11 protein-coding genes are annotated in these 15,398 nt (G+C 62.9%); 9 read left to right on the top strand and 2 right to left on the bottom strand.

Features of this window, described 5'->3' with window-relative positions:
- Window positions 1–52 precede the first annotated feature (52 nt).
- Window positions 53–2,557, top strand: a complete 2,505-nt coding sequence (locus LOY54_RS15035) for a UvrD-helicase domain-containing protein (protein ID WP_093382099.1) — start codon at window positions 53–55, stop codon at window positions 2,555–2,557.
- Here the strand turns inward: LOY54_RS15035 and LOY54_RS15030 are convergent.
- Both LOY54_RS15030 and LOY54_RS15025 read right to left on the bottom strand, forming a co-directional pair.
- Window positions 2,554–5,613 (bottom strand): efflux RND transporter permease subunit, encoded by a 3,060-nt coding sequence (locus LOY54_RS15030; RefSeq protein ID WP_258606936.1) that lies wholly within the window; start codon window positions 5,611–5,613, stop codon window positions 2,554–2,556. The two genes, LOY54_RS15035 and LOY54_RS15030, sit on opposite strands and share 4 nt — an antisense overlap.
- Before the next feature lie 5 nt (window positions 5,614–5,618).
- A complete protein-coding gene (locus tag LOY54_RS15025) occupies window positions 5,619–6,722 on the bottom strand; it encodes an efflux RND transporter periplasmic adaptor subunit (RefSeq protein WP_283817204.1) in 1,104 nt (367 codons plus the stop codon).
- A 740-nt stretch (window positions 6,723–7,462) separates the two neighbouring features.
- Between LOY54_RS15025 and LOY54_RS15020 the strand changes: the two genes are divergently transcribed.
- From LOY54_RS15020 to LOY54_RS14985, 8 genes are all read left to right on the top strand, one after another.
- Window positions 7,463–7,882: an MAPEG family protein gene (locus LOY54_RS15020; protein WP_045198192.1), complete on the top strand. Its 420-nt coding sequence runs from the start codon at window positions 7,463–7,465 to the stop codon at window positions 7,880–7,882.
- A 67-nt stretch (window positions 7,883–7,949) separates the two neighbouring features.
- Entirely contained in the window at window positions 7,950–8,366 is a 417-nt protein-coding gene (locus LOY54_RS15015) for a hypothetical protein (protein ID WP_258606934.1), read from the top strand.
- 115 nt (window positions 8,367–8,481) lie between these two features.
- Window positions 8,482–10,314, top strand: coding sequence for a fatty acyl-AMP ligase (locus LOY54_RS15010; protein ID WP_258606932.1), 1,833 nt, complete (start codon window positions 8,482–8,484; stop codon window positions 10,312–10,314).
- Window positions 10,311–10,559, top strand: a complete 249-nt coding sequence (locus LOY54_RS15005; protein ID WP_045198198.1) for an acyl carrier protein — start codon at window positions 10,311–10,313, stop codon at window positions 10,557–10,559. Before LOY54_RS15010 ends, LOY54_RS15005 begins: the two co-directional genes overlap by 4 nt.
- Entirely contained in the window at window positions 10,556–11,461 is a 906-nt protein-coding gene (locus LOY54_RS15000; protein ID WP_258606930.1) for a fatty acid desaturase, read from the top strand. Before LOY54_RS15005 ends, LOY54_RS15000 begins: the two co-directional genes overlap by 4 nt.
- 19 nt (window positions 11,462–11,480) lie before the next feature.
- Window positions 11,481–12,962, top strand: coding sequence for a coniferyl aldehyde dehydrogenase (locus tag LOY54_RS14995; protein WP_082075446.1), 1,482 nt, complete (start codon window positions 11,481–11,483; stop codon window positions 12,960–12,962).
- Between the two features lie 2 nt (window positions 12,963–12,964).
- A complete protein-coding gene (locus tag LOY54_RS14990; protein ID WP_258606927.1) occupies window positions 12,965–14,176 on the top strand; it encodes an aminotransferase class I/II-fold pyridoxal phosphate-dependent enzyme in 1,212 nt (403 codons plus the stop codon).
- A gap of 38 nt (window positions 14,177–14,214) precedes the next feature.
- Entirely contained in the window at window positions 14,215–15,378 is a 1,164-nt protein-coding gene (locus LOY54_RS14985; RefSeq protein WP_052676523.1) for a sulfotransferase, read from the top strand.
- Window positions 15,379–15,398 lie beyond the last annotated feature (20 nt).

The raw sequence follows: 15,398 nt of genomic DNA, 5'->3' as shown, positions 1-15,398 counted from the left end.
ATTCACTGATCTACAAGTAATCGGCTGGTGATTTTTGCCCGATGGAGCGAACATGGCCGCTGGTTTTCATTCTGTTGGAGTCGGTGTGTCTGAAGAGCGTCCCAAGCTACCCCTGGAGTTGATTGCGCCGGCGCAGTTGCCTTGGCTGCGGCGCCTCGCGGCGCGCCTGCTGGGTCGAGGCCTGAGCCGTTTGCAGGCGCAGCACCGCGACTCCTGGTTCCAGGGCCATGCCAATGGTCAGCGCACCGGTCACGCCGATGGCTTGCGCGAAGGCTACGAAGAAGGGCGGATTGATGGTTACGAGGCCGGGCGCCAGGTTTTGGTGATCCGTGACACCCGCCCCGACGGCCATGGCGTGCCCGGGCTCGACGACGCCCTGTTCGACGACTGGCGCCTGGCGCTGACTGCCGAGCTCAAGAAGCGCTTCAAGGCCGACGTCGCCCAGCGCCTGCCAGCCCACGCCCAGCCGAGCGCGGCGCAGTGGAAGATGATCTTCAGCGACACGCCGTCGACCTGCGTGATCGCCGGTGCCGGCGCCGGCAAGTCGACTTCGCTGGTACTGCGCATCCTGCTGTTGCGCCATTACCTGGGCTACGAGCTGGACGCCATGACCGTGGTGACCTTCACCCGCGAATCGCGTAAGGACTTCATCAACCGCCTGGTCCAGGTCTTTGCCCTGTGGCAACTGGAACTCAGCCAGGTGCAGGCGCGCGAGCTGGTGCGCACCTTCCATTCGCGTATCCTGCCGCTGGTGCGCAGCCTGCCGGGTTTCAGCCAGGTGCGCGCGTTCGAGACCCTGGGCAGCGAAATGCCCGGCGGCAGCGAAGCTAACGCCGACAGCAACCCGTTTGACCTGCGAATCAACGATGCCCAACGCCAGCAACTCAACCTCTGTTACCGCGACCTGCTGGGCAGCAGCCCGCGCTTTGCCGAGCTGATCGCCGGCCTGCGCCGCGAGGCCCTGCAGCTCAAGGCGCTGGACCGCGACCACCCCGATGTGCAAAAGCGTGTGGCGGTGACCCAGCTGTCGGCCAGCCGCGATGAAGAGCTGTGCGACACCCTCGAAGACCTGTGGTTTGCTGCCGGTGCCTGGCCGATCAAGGGCATCGAGCCGAGCCGCGAAACCGTCGAAATCAACGGTAGCCGCTTTCATTTCCATGGCCATATCGCCGAGCTGGACGCTTACGTAGTGCTCGGTTTCGACCCCAAGGAAAACCAGCAGTACAAGCGCCCCGGGGCCAAGCTGCCGGTGTGGGCGGAGTGGGTGATAAAGCGCACCCTGTTTCAAGCTTTCTGCGATAAGCCTGTGATTTGGCTGGAAAACTACGCTGCGGCCAAGCGCCTGACATCGTCCCTGGCCGGTGATGCCGTGGCCGGGCCGGGCTTTGATTACAAGGTCAAGGGCGAGCTGGGCGCAGCGCCGCTGCTGGATGCCTTTGTTGGCGCTGCCGGCTTTATCGAAAACCTCGGGCTTGAGGTCAATAAGGCGGTCGGTGCCATGAGCTTCCCGGCCGGCGACACCGACGCCCTGTTCTTTGAAGCCCTGGGCCTGTACTGGAAAGCCCTGGAGGCGCACCTGCTGGGCCAGTCGCCGCCGATCATGAGCTACAACCGCATGTTCGCCCTGTTCGGCGAGAACAACCCGCAGAACCTGCAGCTGTTGCCCGACCCGTTGTTGCGGCCGTTGGCACACCTGATGATCGACGAGTTCCAGGACGTCTCGCCGCAGATCGTGTCCTGGCTGCGCGCCTGCCTGCGCGAGATCCGCCGCCGTGGCCCGGCCATGCAGGTCGGGCGGGTGGCGCAGCATTCGTCGCTCTTGTGCGTGGGTGATGACTGGCAGTCGATCTACGGCTGGCGTGGCAGTTCGCCCAAGTACTTCATGGAGTTTGCCAAAGAGTTCCCGGCGCCGAGCAGCACGCGGGTGATGCTCGCCGACAACTACCGCAGCCACCAGCACATCATCGATGCGGCCGAGCATATCGTCAAATCGGCGCCGGCCATCAGCGGCAAGAAGGCCAGGGCTTGCGGCCCGGCGGCCGAGACGCCGCTGCCGGTCAAGGTGCTCGAGCGTGACGAGGCGAGCCTGGCCGAAACCCTGCTGGAGCACTACCGCAACGGCGAATCGGTCATGCTGCTGTACCGCAAGAGCAGCGACAAGGCGGCGATTGCCGAGCACCTGCAGGCACTGGTCAACCACGAAGCCGGTTTGCCGGCGGCGCAACGGCGCCTGCGCCAGTTGACCTATCACAGCGCCAAGGGCCTGCAGGCCGACGCGGTGTTCATGCTCGGCGACTGCCAGCACCTGACCCATTCGCCGTACAAGAACCAGGTCTATCGTCAGGCGGGCCTGGGCCGCAGCGGCGATGCCCAGGCGTTCGACAACGCGCAAAAGGACGAAGTCCTGCGCCTGGCCTACGTGGCCATTACCCGCGCGGCGAAACACTGCTACTGGTATGTCGAGAAGCCCACGGCAGAGGCGGCCAACCTGCCTCGCGCCTCCAGCCAGGTGGATGGGCGCAAGGCCTTTTTTGCCGACGAGCGCGTGCCTGGCTAGGGCCGCTTGACCCGGCACCAGGCGGCGTACAGCGCCGGCAGGAACAACAGGGTGAGGGCGGTGGCGACGATCAGGCCGCCCATGATGGCCACCGCCATGGGCCCGAAGAAGATGCTGCGCGACAGCGGAATCATCGCCAGCACCGCCGCCAGGGCGGTCAGCACGATGGGCCGAAAGCGCCGTACCGTGGCCTCGATGATCGCCTGCCAGCGGTCCATGCCGGCCTTGATGTCCTGTTCGATCTGATCGACCAGGATCACCGAGTTGCGCATGATCATGCCCGACAGGGCGATGGTACCCAGCAGCGCGACAAAGCCGAACGGCTGCTGGAACATCAGCAGAAACAGGGTGACGCCGATCAGCCCCAGCGGGGCGGTGAGGAACACCATGATCGAGCGCGAGAAACTGCGCAACTGGACCATCAACAGGGTCAGTACCACCACGACGAACAGCGGCAGGCCAGCCTTCACCGACTGCTGGCCGCGCGCCGAGTTCTCTACCGTGCCGCCGACTTCCAGCAGGTAGCCGTCAGGCAGGCTGGCGCGGATCGGCTCCAGGGTCGGCTGGATCTGCTTGACCAGGCTCACCGGTTGCTGGTCGCCCTGGATATCGGCGCGAATGGTCACTGTCGGCAGGCGGTTGCGGTGCCAGATCACCCCCTCTTCAAAGCCGTATTCAAGAATCGCGATCTGCGCCAGGCTGACGCTATGGCCCTGGGCGGTCGGCATCGACAGGCTGGACAGTTGCGACAGTTGCTGGCGCTCCTGCTCGCTGCCGCGCACAAGAATCTCGATCAGTTCGTTGTCTTCGCGGTACTGGCTGACCGCAGCGCCGGTCAGCGAGCCCTGGAGGAACCGCGACAGGTCGGCGGTGCTGGCCCCCAGCGCCCGGGCGCGGTCCTGGTCGATGTTCAAGCGCACCACCTTGCTTGGCTCTTCCCAGTCGAGGTGGACGTTGAGCACATGGGGGTTCTCGCGAATTTTGTCGGCCACCTGGCGGGCCAGGGCGCGAACCTCCTGAATGTGTTCACCCGATACCCGAAACTGCACCGGGTAGCCCACCGGCGGCCCGTTCTCCAGGCGTGAGACCCGTGTGCGCAGGGCCGGGAATTGTTCATTGAGGGTCGCGACCAGCCACTGGCGCAGCGCTTCGCGGTCTTCGATGGTTTTCGCCAGCACCACGAACTGGGCAAAGCTTGCCGCCGCCAGTTGCTGGTCCAGGGGCAGATAGAAGCGCGGCGAGCCGGTGCCGACATAGGCCACGTAGTTGTCGATGCCGTCATGCTCGGCCAGCAGGCGCTCCAGGCGATGGACCTGTTGTTCGGTCGCGGTCAGCGATGCACCCTCGGCCAGCTTGATATCGACCATCAGCTCCAGGCGCCCCGAGGCCGGGAAGAACTGCTGCGGGACGAAGCGAAACAGCAGGATCGAGGCGACGAACAACCCCAGGGTCAGGGCGATCACGGTTTTGCGATGGTCCACGCACCAGGCCACCAGTGCCCGCACCCGGCGGTAGAAGGGCGTGTCGTAAGTGGCCTGGGCGCCGTGCGCCTGGGCTTGCACGCCGGTGTGGCTGCGCTGTGGTAGCAGCCGTGCGCCCAGGTAGGGGACGAACACCACCGCGGCGATCCACGACATCAACAGTGCCAGGGTCACCACCTGGAAGATCGAGCGGGTGTATTCGCCGGTGTCCGACTGCGCGGTGGCAATCGGCAGGAAACCTGCGGCGGTGATCAGGGTGCCGGTGAGCATCGGAAAGGCCGTGCTGGTCCAGGCGTAACTGGCCGCGGCCAATCGGTCGAGGCCTTGCTCCATCTTGATCGCCATCATTTCCACGGCAATGATTGCGTCGTCGACCATCAATCCCAGCGCCAGCACCAGTGCCCCCAGGGAGATCTTGTGCAGGCCGATGCCCAGGTAGTACATGGCGGTAAAGGTCATGGCCAGCACCAGCGGGATCGACAGGGCCACGACCAGGCCGGTGCGCAGCCCCAGCGACAGGAAGCTGACCACCAGTACGATCACCAGGGCTTCGCTCAGCACCCGGACAAACTCGCCGACGCCGGTCTTTACCGCCGCCGGCTGGTCAGAGACCTTGTGCAATTGCATGCCCGCCGGCAAGTGCTGCTGCAGGCGGGCAAACTCGCCTTGCAGAGCCTGGCCGAGGACCAGGATGTCGCCGCCGGCCTTCATCGACACGGCAAGACCGATCGCCGGCTCGCCCATGAAGCGCATGCGCGGCGCCGGCGGGTCGTTGAAGCCGCGCTTGACCTCGGCAACGTCACCCAGGCGAAAGGTATTGCCGGCCACCTGCAGGGGGAAGTTACGGATCTGCTCGACGGTCTCGAAGCGCCCGCTGACCCGCAATTGCACGCGGTCGGTCGGGGTCTCGACGAAGCCGCTGGCGGCCACCGCGTTCTGTTCCTCAAGGGCCTGGCGCACCGCACCGAGGCTCAAACCGAGGTTGACCAGCTTGGTGTTCAACAGCTCGATCCAGATCTTTTCATCCTGCAGGCCCAGTAGCTCGACCTTGCCGACGTCCTTGACCCGTTGCAGCTGCAACTGGATGCGGTCGGCGTAGTCTTTGAGCACGGCATAGTCGTAGCCCTGGCCGGTCAAGGCATAGATGTTGCCGAAGGTGGTACCGAACTCATCGTTGAAGAACGGCCCGAGCGTGCCCTGGGGCAGGGTGTGGCGGATATCGCTGACCTTCTTGCGGACCTGGTACCACAGCTCGGGCAGTTTCGCCGAGTTCAGGGTCTGGCTGGCGGTGAAGATCACCTGCGATTCCCCCGGGCGCGAGAACGAGGTGATGCGTTCATACTCGCCGGTTTCCATCAGCTTCTTTTCGATCCGTTCGGTGACCTGGCGCGCCACCTCTTCGGCGCTCGCTCCTGGCCACAGGGTACGGATGACCATGGCCTTGAAGGTGAAGGGCGGGTCTTCGCTCTGGCCCAGCTTGGTGTAGGCCAGGGCGCCGGTCACGGCCATCAGCAACATCACATAGAGGACGATCTGGCGATTGCGCAGCGCCCAGGCAGACAGGTTGAAATTCATCCGGGCTACTCCTTGCCGGCCAAGGCAACCTGACGGTTCTGGTTATCGACCGGCTGGACCTTCTGCCCCTCGCGCAGCACCTGAACCCCGGCGCTGACCACCCAGTCGTCCGGCGCCAGCCCCTGCAGCACCGCGACCTGCTGTTCGCCAAAGCTGCCGATGCTGACGAAGGCACGGCGCAGGGTCGATTGCTGCGGGTCGACCACCCACACAAACGGCCGGTTGGCTTCAGCGCTGAGCGCCGACAGCGGCACTGCCAGGGTCGCGCTGGCTTCATGGGCGATGAACACTCGCGCGCTTTGCCCCAGCTCCACCGGTACGGCGTTGTCGGTGAAGGTCACCCGGGCGGCAAAGGTCCGTGAGCGCGGGTCGGCCGACGGTGACATCTCGCGAATCTGGCCGTTGAAGCGCCGTTGCGGTTGCGACCACAGCTCTATCGATACCGGCTGGCCAATGCGAAAACGCTCGAAGGCTTGCTCCGGCAAGTTGATCAGCACTTCACGCTCGCCGTCGGCGGCCAGGCTGAACACCGTGCGCCCGGCGCTGACCACCTGCCCGACTTCGAGCATGCGCCGGGCAATCACCCCGCTTTGAGTGGCGCGCAGCACGGCATAGTCGGCCTGGTTGCGGGCACTGTTGAATTGCGCGGTGGCCTGCCTGAGCTGGGCTTCGCCTGCACGGTAGGCGTTGTCGACATTCTCGAATTGCGAATGGCTGACCATATTGCGCTGCAACAGCCGCTGGTAGCGATCACGCTCGGCCTGCACCAAGCGCAGGTTGGCCTGGGCGGCGGCCACCTGGGCGCGGCGGGCGTCGAGCTGAAAATGCAGGTCTTGCGGGTCGAGTTGCGCCAGTGGCTGGCCCTCGCGAACCTTCTGGCCAACCTCGACCAGGCGCTTGCTGACCTTGCCATCGATGCGAAAGGCCAGCTCCGGCTCGAAGCGTGCGCGCACTTCCCCCGGGTAGGCATCGGCCAGGTCGGTTGCCGCCTGCGGATGGACAATCAGCACCGCAAGGGGAGGGGGCGAAGGCGGGGCAGGGGCGTCGCAGGCCGCGAGCAGGGCAATGAGGCTGACAGGCAATACCATAGACAACACGGGGCTGTGCATGCGGATAAACCTTCCCTGGGCGTTGTAATTATTATGGGCAGCGAAAAGATCCTAGGTCTGCTACCCCCAAGCGTCCAGTAATGAAATGTAAATCCGGGCAACGCTGAAACTGCAATTTCAGCGGGAAAATAGCGTGACCGTTTGGTCACTGTAAGACCGATAGTTATTTATTAAAAAATATCAACTCATTTGAATAGCCGTTATCGCCAATCCCTCTTTATGGCGTGATGCCCGGTCTAGACTTGTTACTCGACGCCGGTGTGACAACTTCTTTACAGGTAAACAGTGCAAGTGCCCGGCGAAGGGATCCAAAAGCGATGAGCGGTGTTTTTTTTCGCTTGACGCTCGAAAAGAACCGTGCAACTTTTGGAAACAGTTAAGCGAGGAGCGCGAATATGTCGAACGGAGTCGACCACGTCATTCGGGTTGCAGTTAAACCCATCACCACACGGCTTTTGTCGTCTCGGTCCTGCTCAGATTGCTGGCGTAACCGCTGCTGCTACATGCAGTAGACACGGTCTCGGGCAATCGCTGTCAATGCTGCCGAAGTAGCCTGAATAGTCACAACTGTTTGGGATGTTTCTTACGCTGTATTACGCCACCGTAAAGTAGTCGGTCTGTTATCGTCGATTTGGCCTTGAACCCAGGGCCAACTGTTCAGCCTGCGCGCCGGTGTAGTGGCGGGCGAGCGGCTGGGCATCGGAAAGTTGTAGAAAACCAACAATAAGAAGGTGTGTGCAATGAATCAAGGTCTGATGTTTTATCCGGCGCTGGCAATGATCCTGCTGACCGTCGTGGTGCTGTATCTGATGTTTCGTGGACGGCAAAGTGCCGTGAAGTCCGGAGCGCTGAGTGCCGCTTACTTCAAGACCTATGACACTGGCGAGAAGCTGCCGCGGGCAGTACGCCAGACCGAGCGCTGCTTTCATAACCTGTTGGAGTCAACGCCACCGTTCTACTTCCTGTGTGTCGCCCTGATCAGCCTGGCCAAGGTTGACTGGGTGTTCATCGGCCTGGCCTGGGCCTACGTCGCCTGCCGGGTGCTGCAGAGCCTGGTGCACGTCACCAACAACAAGGTCGGGCCACGCTCCAAGCTGTTCATGCTGAGCTGGCTGGTGCTCCTGGCGATGTGCGTGCGCCTGGGCTTTCTGATCCTCTGACAGTACGTTTGTTTGTTTCTAATGATAGACCGCGGCTACTACTGGCAATCACCGGAGACCGTTCGAGATGAGCACAACAATAACAACAACAGCGCGTGGCAGTAAAAGCAGGCGAATGTTTATAACCGGGGTGTTGTCGGCCATCCTCTACGGCGGCTGGGCCTATTATGTAAACGCCGGGCTGGAAACCGCCATGGCCTCGGCCATGGTACAGGCGCTGGGCAGTTTTATTGGCGGCTACCTGGTTGCCGGCCTGGTAGAGTTTGCCTTTAGCGTCACGCCCAGACCCTGGCGCTTTCCAATTGCTGCATTTGTCCCCTATGGCTTGACCCTGCTGACCTATGCCGCTGCGCATCGATTGGTCGGTACGCCGGAAATTCTCAAAACCATCATGCTCAATATTATTGTCGGGACACCCTACTTTGTTCTTTATTGCGTAAAACTTGAACGCAATGAAGCGCAGCGTTTGATAGTGAGCAGTTGAGTCTCTTACGTCACAGCTAATAACACTGTTTCAATAACACGTCGGTCGCGCGCGAGTGCGCGCGAGTCAGGGCTGTGCGCTGTATAAAAATAATAACGAACCAGAGCCGTTAATCATGAATATGAACGTTGAGCGGAGCACCTCGCTGGTGAAACCGTCGGCCGCTGCATCGGTAGTTGCAACGCTGGTGGATCTCGCCCGTCATCATGCCCGGGTACAACCCGATAAACAGTACTTGTTGTGGCTCGACAAGGGCCGCGAAGAGGGCAAGACCTATACCTTCGCCGAGTTGGATTACGCCGCCAGGGCACTGGCGGTCGAACTTCAACAGCAACTGGCCCTGAAGGCCGGCGCCGAGCGGCAACCACCGGCGGCGATCATCGCCACGCAACCCGGGCCGCAGTTTGTGTTGGCGTTTTTCGCCTGCCTGTATGCCGGCATTGCCGCAGTGCCGGTTTACCCGCAGAAAAAAAATGAAAGCAGTGAACGCTTGTGCCGGGTCATCAGCGATGCCGGGGCGCAGTTGCTGATCACTGACCGGCTGTCGCTGGCGGCGCTGCTCGCGCATGAGGCCATCACCGGTCTGGTGCAGGTGGTCGACGTCGACCAGGCCGACCCCGCGCTTGCCGGGCAATGGCAGGCGCCGGCCATCGATGCTGGCTCAGTTGCCTTCATCCAGTACACCTCGGGCTCCACCGGCATTCCCAAGGGCGTGGTGGTCACCCACGCCAACCTGATGAGCAACGAGCAGATGATTGCCGAGTCGCTCAATCACGACCACAACACCGTGTATGTCAGCTGGCTACCGGTGTTCCACGACCTGGGCCTGATCGGCCTGCTGCAGGCGTTCTACCTGGGTGTGCGCTGCATCCTTATGTCGCCGCTGGCTTTTGTCGCCAACCCGCTGCGTTGGCTGGAGGCGATTTCCCGCTACCGCGCAACCACCAGTGGCGCACCGAACTTCGCCTACGACCTGTGCCTGCAGCGCACTACGCCAGAGCAACGCCAGCAGTTGGACCTGAGCAGCTGGACGGTCGCTTACAGCGGTGCTGAACCGGTGCGCAAGGGCACCCTCGAGCGCTTTGCCGAAGCCTTTGCCGACAGTGGCTTCCGGGCGCAGGCGTATTGCCCCTGCTATGGCATGGCCGAAAGCACGCTGTTCGTCACCGGCGTGCCGCAAGGCGTCACGCCGCTGACCCTGACCCTGGACAAAGCGCAGCTCAACCTCGACCGTGCGGTGCTGGTCGACGCACAGCACGCCGGGCCACAGAGCATTCACTTCGTCAGCTCCGGGGTACCGGCGCAAAGCTGCCAGGTACGCGTGGTCGACCCGCAGCGCTGCGTGGCACTGGCGGACGATCTGGTCGGTGAAATCTGGGTCAGCAGCCCGAGCGTCAGTGGCGGCTATCGCAACCGCCCGCAACTGTCCCAGGAGGTGCTGCAGGCAACCCTTGAAGGCGAGCCGCAGCAGCGCTTCCTGCGCACCGGCGACCTGGGCTTCATGCACCAGGGCGAGCTGTTCGTCACCGGCCGGCGCAAGGATCTGATCATCATCGATGGCAAAAATCACTATCCCCACGACCTTGAACAGACCATCGAAAGCACCCTCGCCGAGCTGAGCATCAGCATCGCCAATGCCTTTTCCATCGCGGCGTTTTCCGTCGATCGCGACGAGCGCGAGCAACTGGTGGTGGTGATCTCGCTGCACAAGAGCCAGGCGCAGATCTTCTCGGTCGAGCAGACCAGCCGGGCGATCAGCGCGGCAGTGTCGCGTGCCCATGGTGTGGCCCTGGATGAGCTGTTGTTCGTCAGCAGCCGCTTGCCCTTGACCTCCAGTGGCAAGTTGCAGCGCGCGCAGTGCCGCAGCCTGTACCTGGACGGGCAGTTGCAGGCGGTGGTCTCGCCGTTCGAGCTCAACCACCAGGGCACCAGGGAGGTGACGTCATGAGCCAGCAACAGATCGCCCAATGGCTGCGCGAACACCTGGCAAGCCTGCTCAAGCTTGACCTGGCCCAGGTCGACAGCGCCCTGGCGTTCGATGAGTACGGCGTCGCCTCGCGCGATGCCGTGGGCATGATCGGTGAGCTCGGTGAATGGCTTGAGCGCGAGCTCGATCCTGCCCTGGTCTACGACTACCCGTCGATCGACGAACTCAGCAACCACCTTTCCACGCTCACGAGGGCTGAACCATGAACCCAGTACCGCAGCACGGCGCGCACGTCGATTGCGAGGACGAGTTTCGCCGCCTGATGACCCGCCCGCGCTTCGCCTGGCCGACCATCATCCTGTTCGTGGTGATCATGCTGGCCTTCATCCTGTCCACGGCGCTGGCGGTCAGCGACCGCCTGGCCATGGGCTGGGCATTCGTCATCAACACCTTGTGTTCGTACCTGGCCTACACCGTGTTGCACGAAGCGTCCCACGGGCTGATCTGCGCCAACCGCTTTGCCAATGACGTCATTGGCCGCCTGGGGTTCCTGCTGGTGACCCTGACGCCGTTCTTGCGCACCTACCGCTTCCTGCACATGGCCCACCACCATCACACCAATGATCCGCGCCTGGACCCGGATTATTCCTGCGGTGGCGGCCGCGCCTGGACCCTGCCGCTGCGCTGGCTGATGATGGACAGTGCCTACATCACCACCTACTTTCGCAACGGCTCTTATCAGTCCCGGCCGACCGCCGAGAAGGTCGAGTTCTGGCTGGCCTGGCTATTTGCCGTGGCGGTGGTGGTGACCGTCTGCCTGATGGGCTGGATCGTACCGTTCCTGGTGCTGTACCTGCTGCCGACCCGGGTCGCGCAGTTCTTCCTGGCAATCACCTTCGACTACTTGCCGCACTTTCCCCACGCCACCAAGGCGCACGACAACAAGTACCAGGCGACCAACAACCGGGTCGGTATGGACTGGCTGTTCTTCCCGTTGTTCGTCGGCCAGAACTATCACCTGTCGCACCACCTGTACCCCGGCGCGCCGTTCTATCGCTACAAGAAAGTCTGGCTGTCGAGAAAGACCCGCCATGAAGCCCAGGCGCCGGCACTGGTGCCCGGGCACCGCCTGGCACCGATCAAGCAACCCCTTTCTCTGGCTGAGTAACTGAAGGCAGGTGATGGACATGAACCATTCGATTTCCAGTGTTGCCGACCCGGCCCAGGTGCGCCCTGTGTCCTTGAGTGATCAGCCACAGGCGCCAGCCTCGGCGCTGCAGGCGATTTTCGAGCAACAGACGGCAGCCTTTCTCGAACAGCCGATGCCCAGCCTTGAGGAGCGCCTGCGCGCGCTGGACGACCTCGAGCAACTGGTGCGCAGCCACATCCCGCAGATCCAGGCGGCGCTGGACAAGGACTTCGGCCACCGCTGCGAAGAAGAAACGCTGATGGCCGAGATCGTCGGCAGCCTCAAGGCCTGCACCTACGCCAAGCGTCATCTGAAGCGCTGGATGAAACGCCGGCGCTGCGCGGTGGACATCAACTTCAAGCCCGCCCGCGCCTGGGTGATGCCGCAGCCGCTGGGGGTAGTGGGAGTCATGTCGCCGTGGAACTACCCGTTTGGCCTGGTGATCAAGCCGCTGATCGCCGCATTGGCCGCCGGCAACCGGGTAATGATCAAACCCAGCGAAATGGCCCCGGCAGTCGGCCGCCTGCTGCAGGTGATGCTGGCCAAGGCCTTCAAGCCGTCGCACGTGTGCGTGGTCGAAGGCGACCAGCAACTGGCCCGGCAGTTTACTGAACTTGCCTTCAACCACCTGCTGTTTACCGGCAGCACTTCGGTCGGCAAGCAGGTGATGGCGGCCGCGGCGGCCAACCTCACGCCGCTGACCCTGGAGCTGGGCGGCAAGTCGCCGGTGATCATCGACGAGCACTTCGACATGCGGCGCGCAGTCAAGTCGATCGTGACCGGCAAGCTGCTCAATGCCGGGCAAACCTGTACCGCACCGGACTACGTGATGGTGCCCAAGGCGCGCCAGGCCGAGTTCGTCGAGGCGTTCAGCGCGCAGGTCCGGCACATGTACCCCGACCCGCTGCACAGCCCGGATTACACCAGCATCATCAACAGCCGCCACTTCGAGCGCCTGCAGGGTTACTGCGACGATGCCATTGGCCGTGGGGCGCAGCAGCACCCGGTGTACCCGCAGCAGCTGTCTTGCGCGCAGAGCCGCAGGTTGTTGCCGACGCTGTTGATCGACCCGCCCGAGGATGCGCGGATCATGCAGGACGAGATCTTCGGCCCGCTGCTGATTGTCGTGCCTTACGAGCAGCTTTCCAGCGCCGTTGGCTACATCAACCAGCGCCCGCGGCCACTGGCCCTGTATGTGTTCACCGACGACCATAACGTCGAGGACTACGTGCTCAAAAGCACAGTGGCCGGTGGCGTGACCATCAATGACACGCTGCTGCACTACACCCAGGAATCGCTGCCGTTCGGCGGCGTCGGCAACAGCGGTTTCGGTGCCTATCACGGCGAACGCGGGTTCCAGGCCTTCAGCCATTTCAAGCCGGTGTTCCGCCAGTCGCGCATCAACTTCCTCGATGCGGTGCGCGCGCCCTATACCAGCAGTTCACGCTGGTTCCTGAAGAAAATGATCGGGATGGCCTGACCATGAACGCACCCCTGCACACCTCTAACCCGGCGCGCCTGCCTGACTGGTACGTCGAGCACATGCGCCCGGCTTGCGAGTTCGTCGCCAGCCTCGACCCGTTCCCGTTCTGCCAGCCGAGCGACCTGAGCGGCTACATCGCCTTGCACCAGAACGACTACCTGCGCCTGGGCAATCACCCGGCCGTGAGTGCCGCCCGCGCCGGGGCCAATGCCCAGTTGCGCGACGAGTCGTTCATGTCGAGCATCTTTGGCGGCAGCGCCGATGAGTGCGAAGCGTTCCGCGCGCAGATGGCCCGCTGCATGCGCGCCGACGACGCGATTCTGACCACCTCCGGCTGGGCCGCCAACGTCGGCCTGCTCGAGGCGATCACGCCGCTGTTCAAGCCGGTGTACATCGACAGGCATGCCCATGCGTCGCTGTATGACGGCATCAAGTTGTCGCTGGGCAAGAAGATCGTCATCGAACACAACGACACCGACGACCTGCTGCGCCGGCTGGAGAAGAACGGCCCGGGCATCGTCGTCATCGATGCGGTATACAGCACCGACGGCTCGATCGGCGACATCCGCCGCTACCTGGAAATCTGCGAAGCCCACGAGTGCCTGCTGGTGCTCGACGAGGCGCATTCCTTCGGCATGTTCGGCAACGGCGGCGGGCTGGCGGTGGAACTGGGCCTGGCCGAACGCGTGCACTTTCGCACGGTGAGCCTGAACAAGGCGCTGGGCGGGCACGGCGGGCTGATTGCCGGCAATGCCCAAGCCATGCAGCTGGTGCGCGCCGGCTGTCGCTCGGTGATTTTCAGCTCGGCCACCTCCAGCGTCTCGGCGGCGGGGCACCTGGCTGCGCTGAACATCATCATGCACCAACCCGAGCGCGCCCGGCGCTGCCTGGACAACGCCAGCGAGTTTCGCCGCCAGCTGCAAGAGGCCGGGGTGGCGGTGGGCGACAGCCAGTGCCAGATCTTCTCGCTGTTTTTCGACGACGAACAGCAAGCCTGCGTGTTCTACGGCAAGTTGCAGCAGCGCGGGGTGTTGACCTCGGTGTTCCTGCAGCCGGCAATCCCGGCGGGCATGGGTGTGGTGCGCTATTCGATCCACTCCCAGCTCAGCGCCGCGGAGCTGGACAAGGCGGTCGCCGCCACCCTGCAAACCCTGATGGAAATGGACCTGCTCGATGCACCGCAGGCCAGCGCGCAACAGCGCGAAGGCTGAGCGTGTCTGCGCATAACTATAAAAACAAGGGAGTCATCATGAGCGATAAGAAACAAGGCAAGCTGTCGGTGCATCCGTACATCGGCGGCAGTGCCAGCAACCTGATCCGCAATGTCATCAAGCATGGCGGCGTCAGCCGCGACAAGCTGGCGACCTTCACCCTGACACTGTGCGGCACGGCGCTGACCTTGCCGCTGCGCCTGGTGGAAACCCTGCGGTTCAACAAGGCCATCGAGCGCAGCCGCCTGCAGGAAGACCCGATCTTCATCCTCGGCCACTGGCGCAGCGGCACCACCCATTTGCACAACGTCATCAGCCAGGACAAGCGCCTGGGCTACCTGACCACCCTGCAGGCAATTTTCCCTACCTGCGCGGTGATCCTCAGCCGCCACAAGCTGCTCAAACGCATGGTTGCCAGCCTGCTGCCGGCGCAGCGGATGATGGACAACATGAAGATCGGCGTCGACCTGCCCCAGGAAGAAGAATTCAGCCTGTCGTGCCTGATGACCACCTCGCACCACTGCAACCACTTTCCGCGCACCATCCGCGAAAGCTTCGACAAGTACGTGCTGTTCCAGACCAGCCCCGACGAGGTGGCGAACTGGGAAAAGGTCTACCAGCAGGTGATCAAGAAGGCCTCGTTCCTGGCCAACGGCAAGCGCCTGGTGCTGAAGAACCCCTACAACACCGCACGGATTCCGATGCTGCTCAAGCTCTATCCCAACGCCAAGTTCATCCACATCTCGCGCAACCCCTACAACATTTATGTGTCGGCGCTGCATGACTTCGTCAAGGAAGCCGAGGAAATGGCCCTGCAGGAGTTCACCAACGAGGACTTTTCCGAGCTCTGCTACAGCCTGTACGGGAAGATCATGAATGCCTATTGGGATGCGCGCGACCTGGTGCCGCCGGGCAACCTGGTCGAGGTGAGTTACGAGGACTTTGACGAAGACCCGCTCAACGAAGTCAAGCGCATCTACCAGACCCTCGACCTGCCGCTCGAGCCTGCCGTGCTCAAGGACATCGAGGCCTACCTGGCATCGATCGCCGGCTACAAAAAGAACAAATACACCTACAGCGAGCAACAGGCCCGGGCCATCGAGGCCAACTGGGGCTTTGCCCTGGAAAAAATGAAATACAGCCTGCCGCCCGACATCGTCGTCGATAACAGCCGCGACTGGTCCTGCGACATGAACTACTGAGTGCCCTGGTTCACCCGTCA

The sequence above is a fragment of the Pseudomonas sp. B21-032 genome, assembly GCF_024748965.1.
Classification (GTDB): domain Bacteria; phylum Pseudomonadota; class Gammaproteobacteria; order Pseudomonadales; family Pseudomonadaceae; genus Aquipseudomonas.
This window is presented reverse-complemented; position numbering and strand designations above follow the sequence as displayed.

What these genes read in the sequence shown, in the direction of transcription:
- LOY54_RS15035 (WP_093382099.1), top strand. Translation starts at nt 53, where the DNA reads ATGGCCGCTGGTTTTCATTCTGTTGGAGTCGGTGTGTCTGAAGAGCGT.
- LOY54_RS15030 (WP_258606936.1), bottom strand. Translation starts at nt 5,613, where the DNA reads ATGAATTTCAACCTGTCTGCCTGGGCGCTGCGCAATCGCCAGATCGTC.
- LOY54_RS15025 (WP_283817204.1), bottom strand. Translation starts at nt 6,722, where the DNA reads ATGCACAGCCCCGTGTTGTCTATGGTATTGCCTGTCAGCCTCATTGCC.
- LOY54_RS15020 (WP_045198192.1), top strand. Translation starts at nt 7,463, where the DNA reads ATGAATCAAGGTCTGATGTTTTATCCGGCGCTGGCAATGATCCTGCTG.
- LOY54_RS15015 (WP_258606934.1), top strand. Translation starts at nt 7,950, where the DNA reads ATGAGCACAACAATAACAACAACAGCGCGTGGCAGTAAAAGCAGGCGA.
- LOY54_RS15010 (WP_258606932.1), top strand. Translation starts at nt 8,482, where the DNA reads ATGAATATGAACGTTGAGCGGAGCACCTCGCTGGTGAAACCGTCGGCC.
- LOY54_RS15005 (WP_045198198.1), top strand. Translation starts at nt 10,311, where the DNA reads ATGAGCCAGCAACAGATCGCCCAATGGCTGCGCGAACACCTGGCAAGC.
- LOY54_RS15000 (WP_258606930.1), top strand. Translation starts at nt 10,556, where the DNA reads ATGAACCCAGTACCGCAGCACGGCGCGCACGTCGATTGCGAGGACGAG.
- LOY54_RS14995 (WP_082075446.1), top strand. Translation starts at nt 11,481, where the DNA reads ATGAACCATTCGATTTCCAGTGTTGCCGACCCGGCCCAGGTGCGCCCT.
- LOY54_RS14990 (WP_258606927.1), top strand. Translation starts at nt 12,965, where the DNA reads ATGAACGCACCCCTGCACACCTCTAACCCGGCGCGCCTGCCTGACTGG.
- LOY54_RS14985 (WP_052676523.1), top strand. Translation starts at nt 14,215, where the DNA reads ATGAGCGATAAGAAACAAGGCAAGCTGTCGGTGCATCCGTACATCGGC.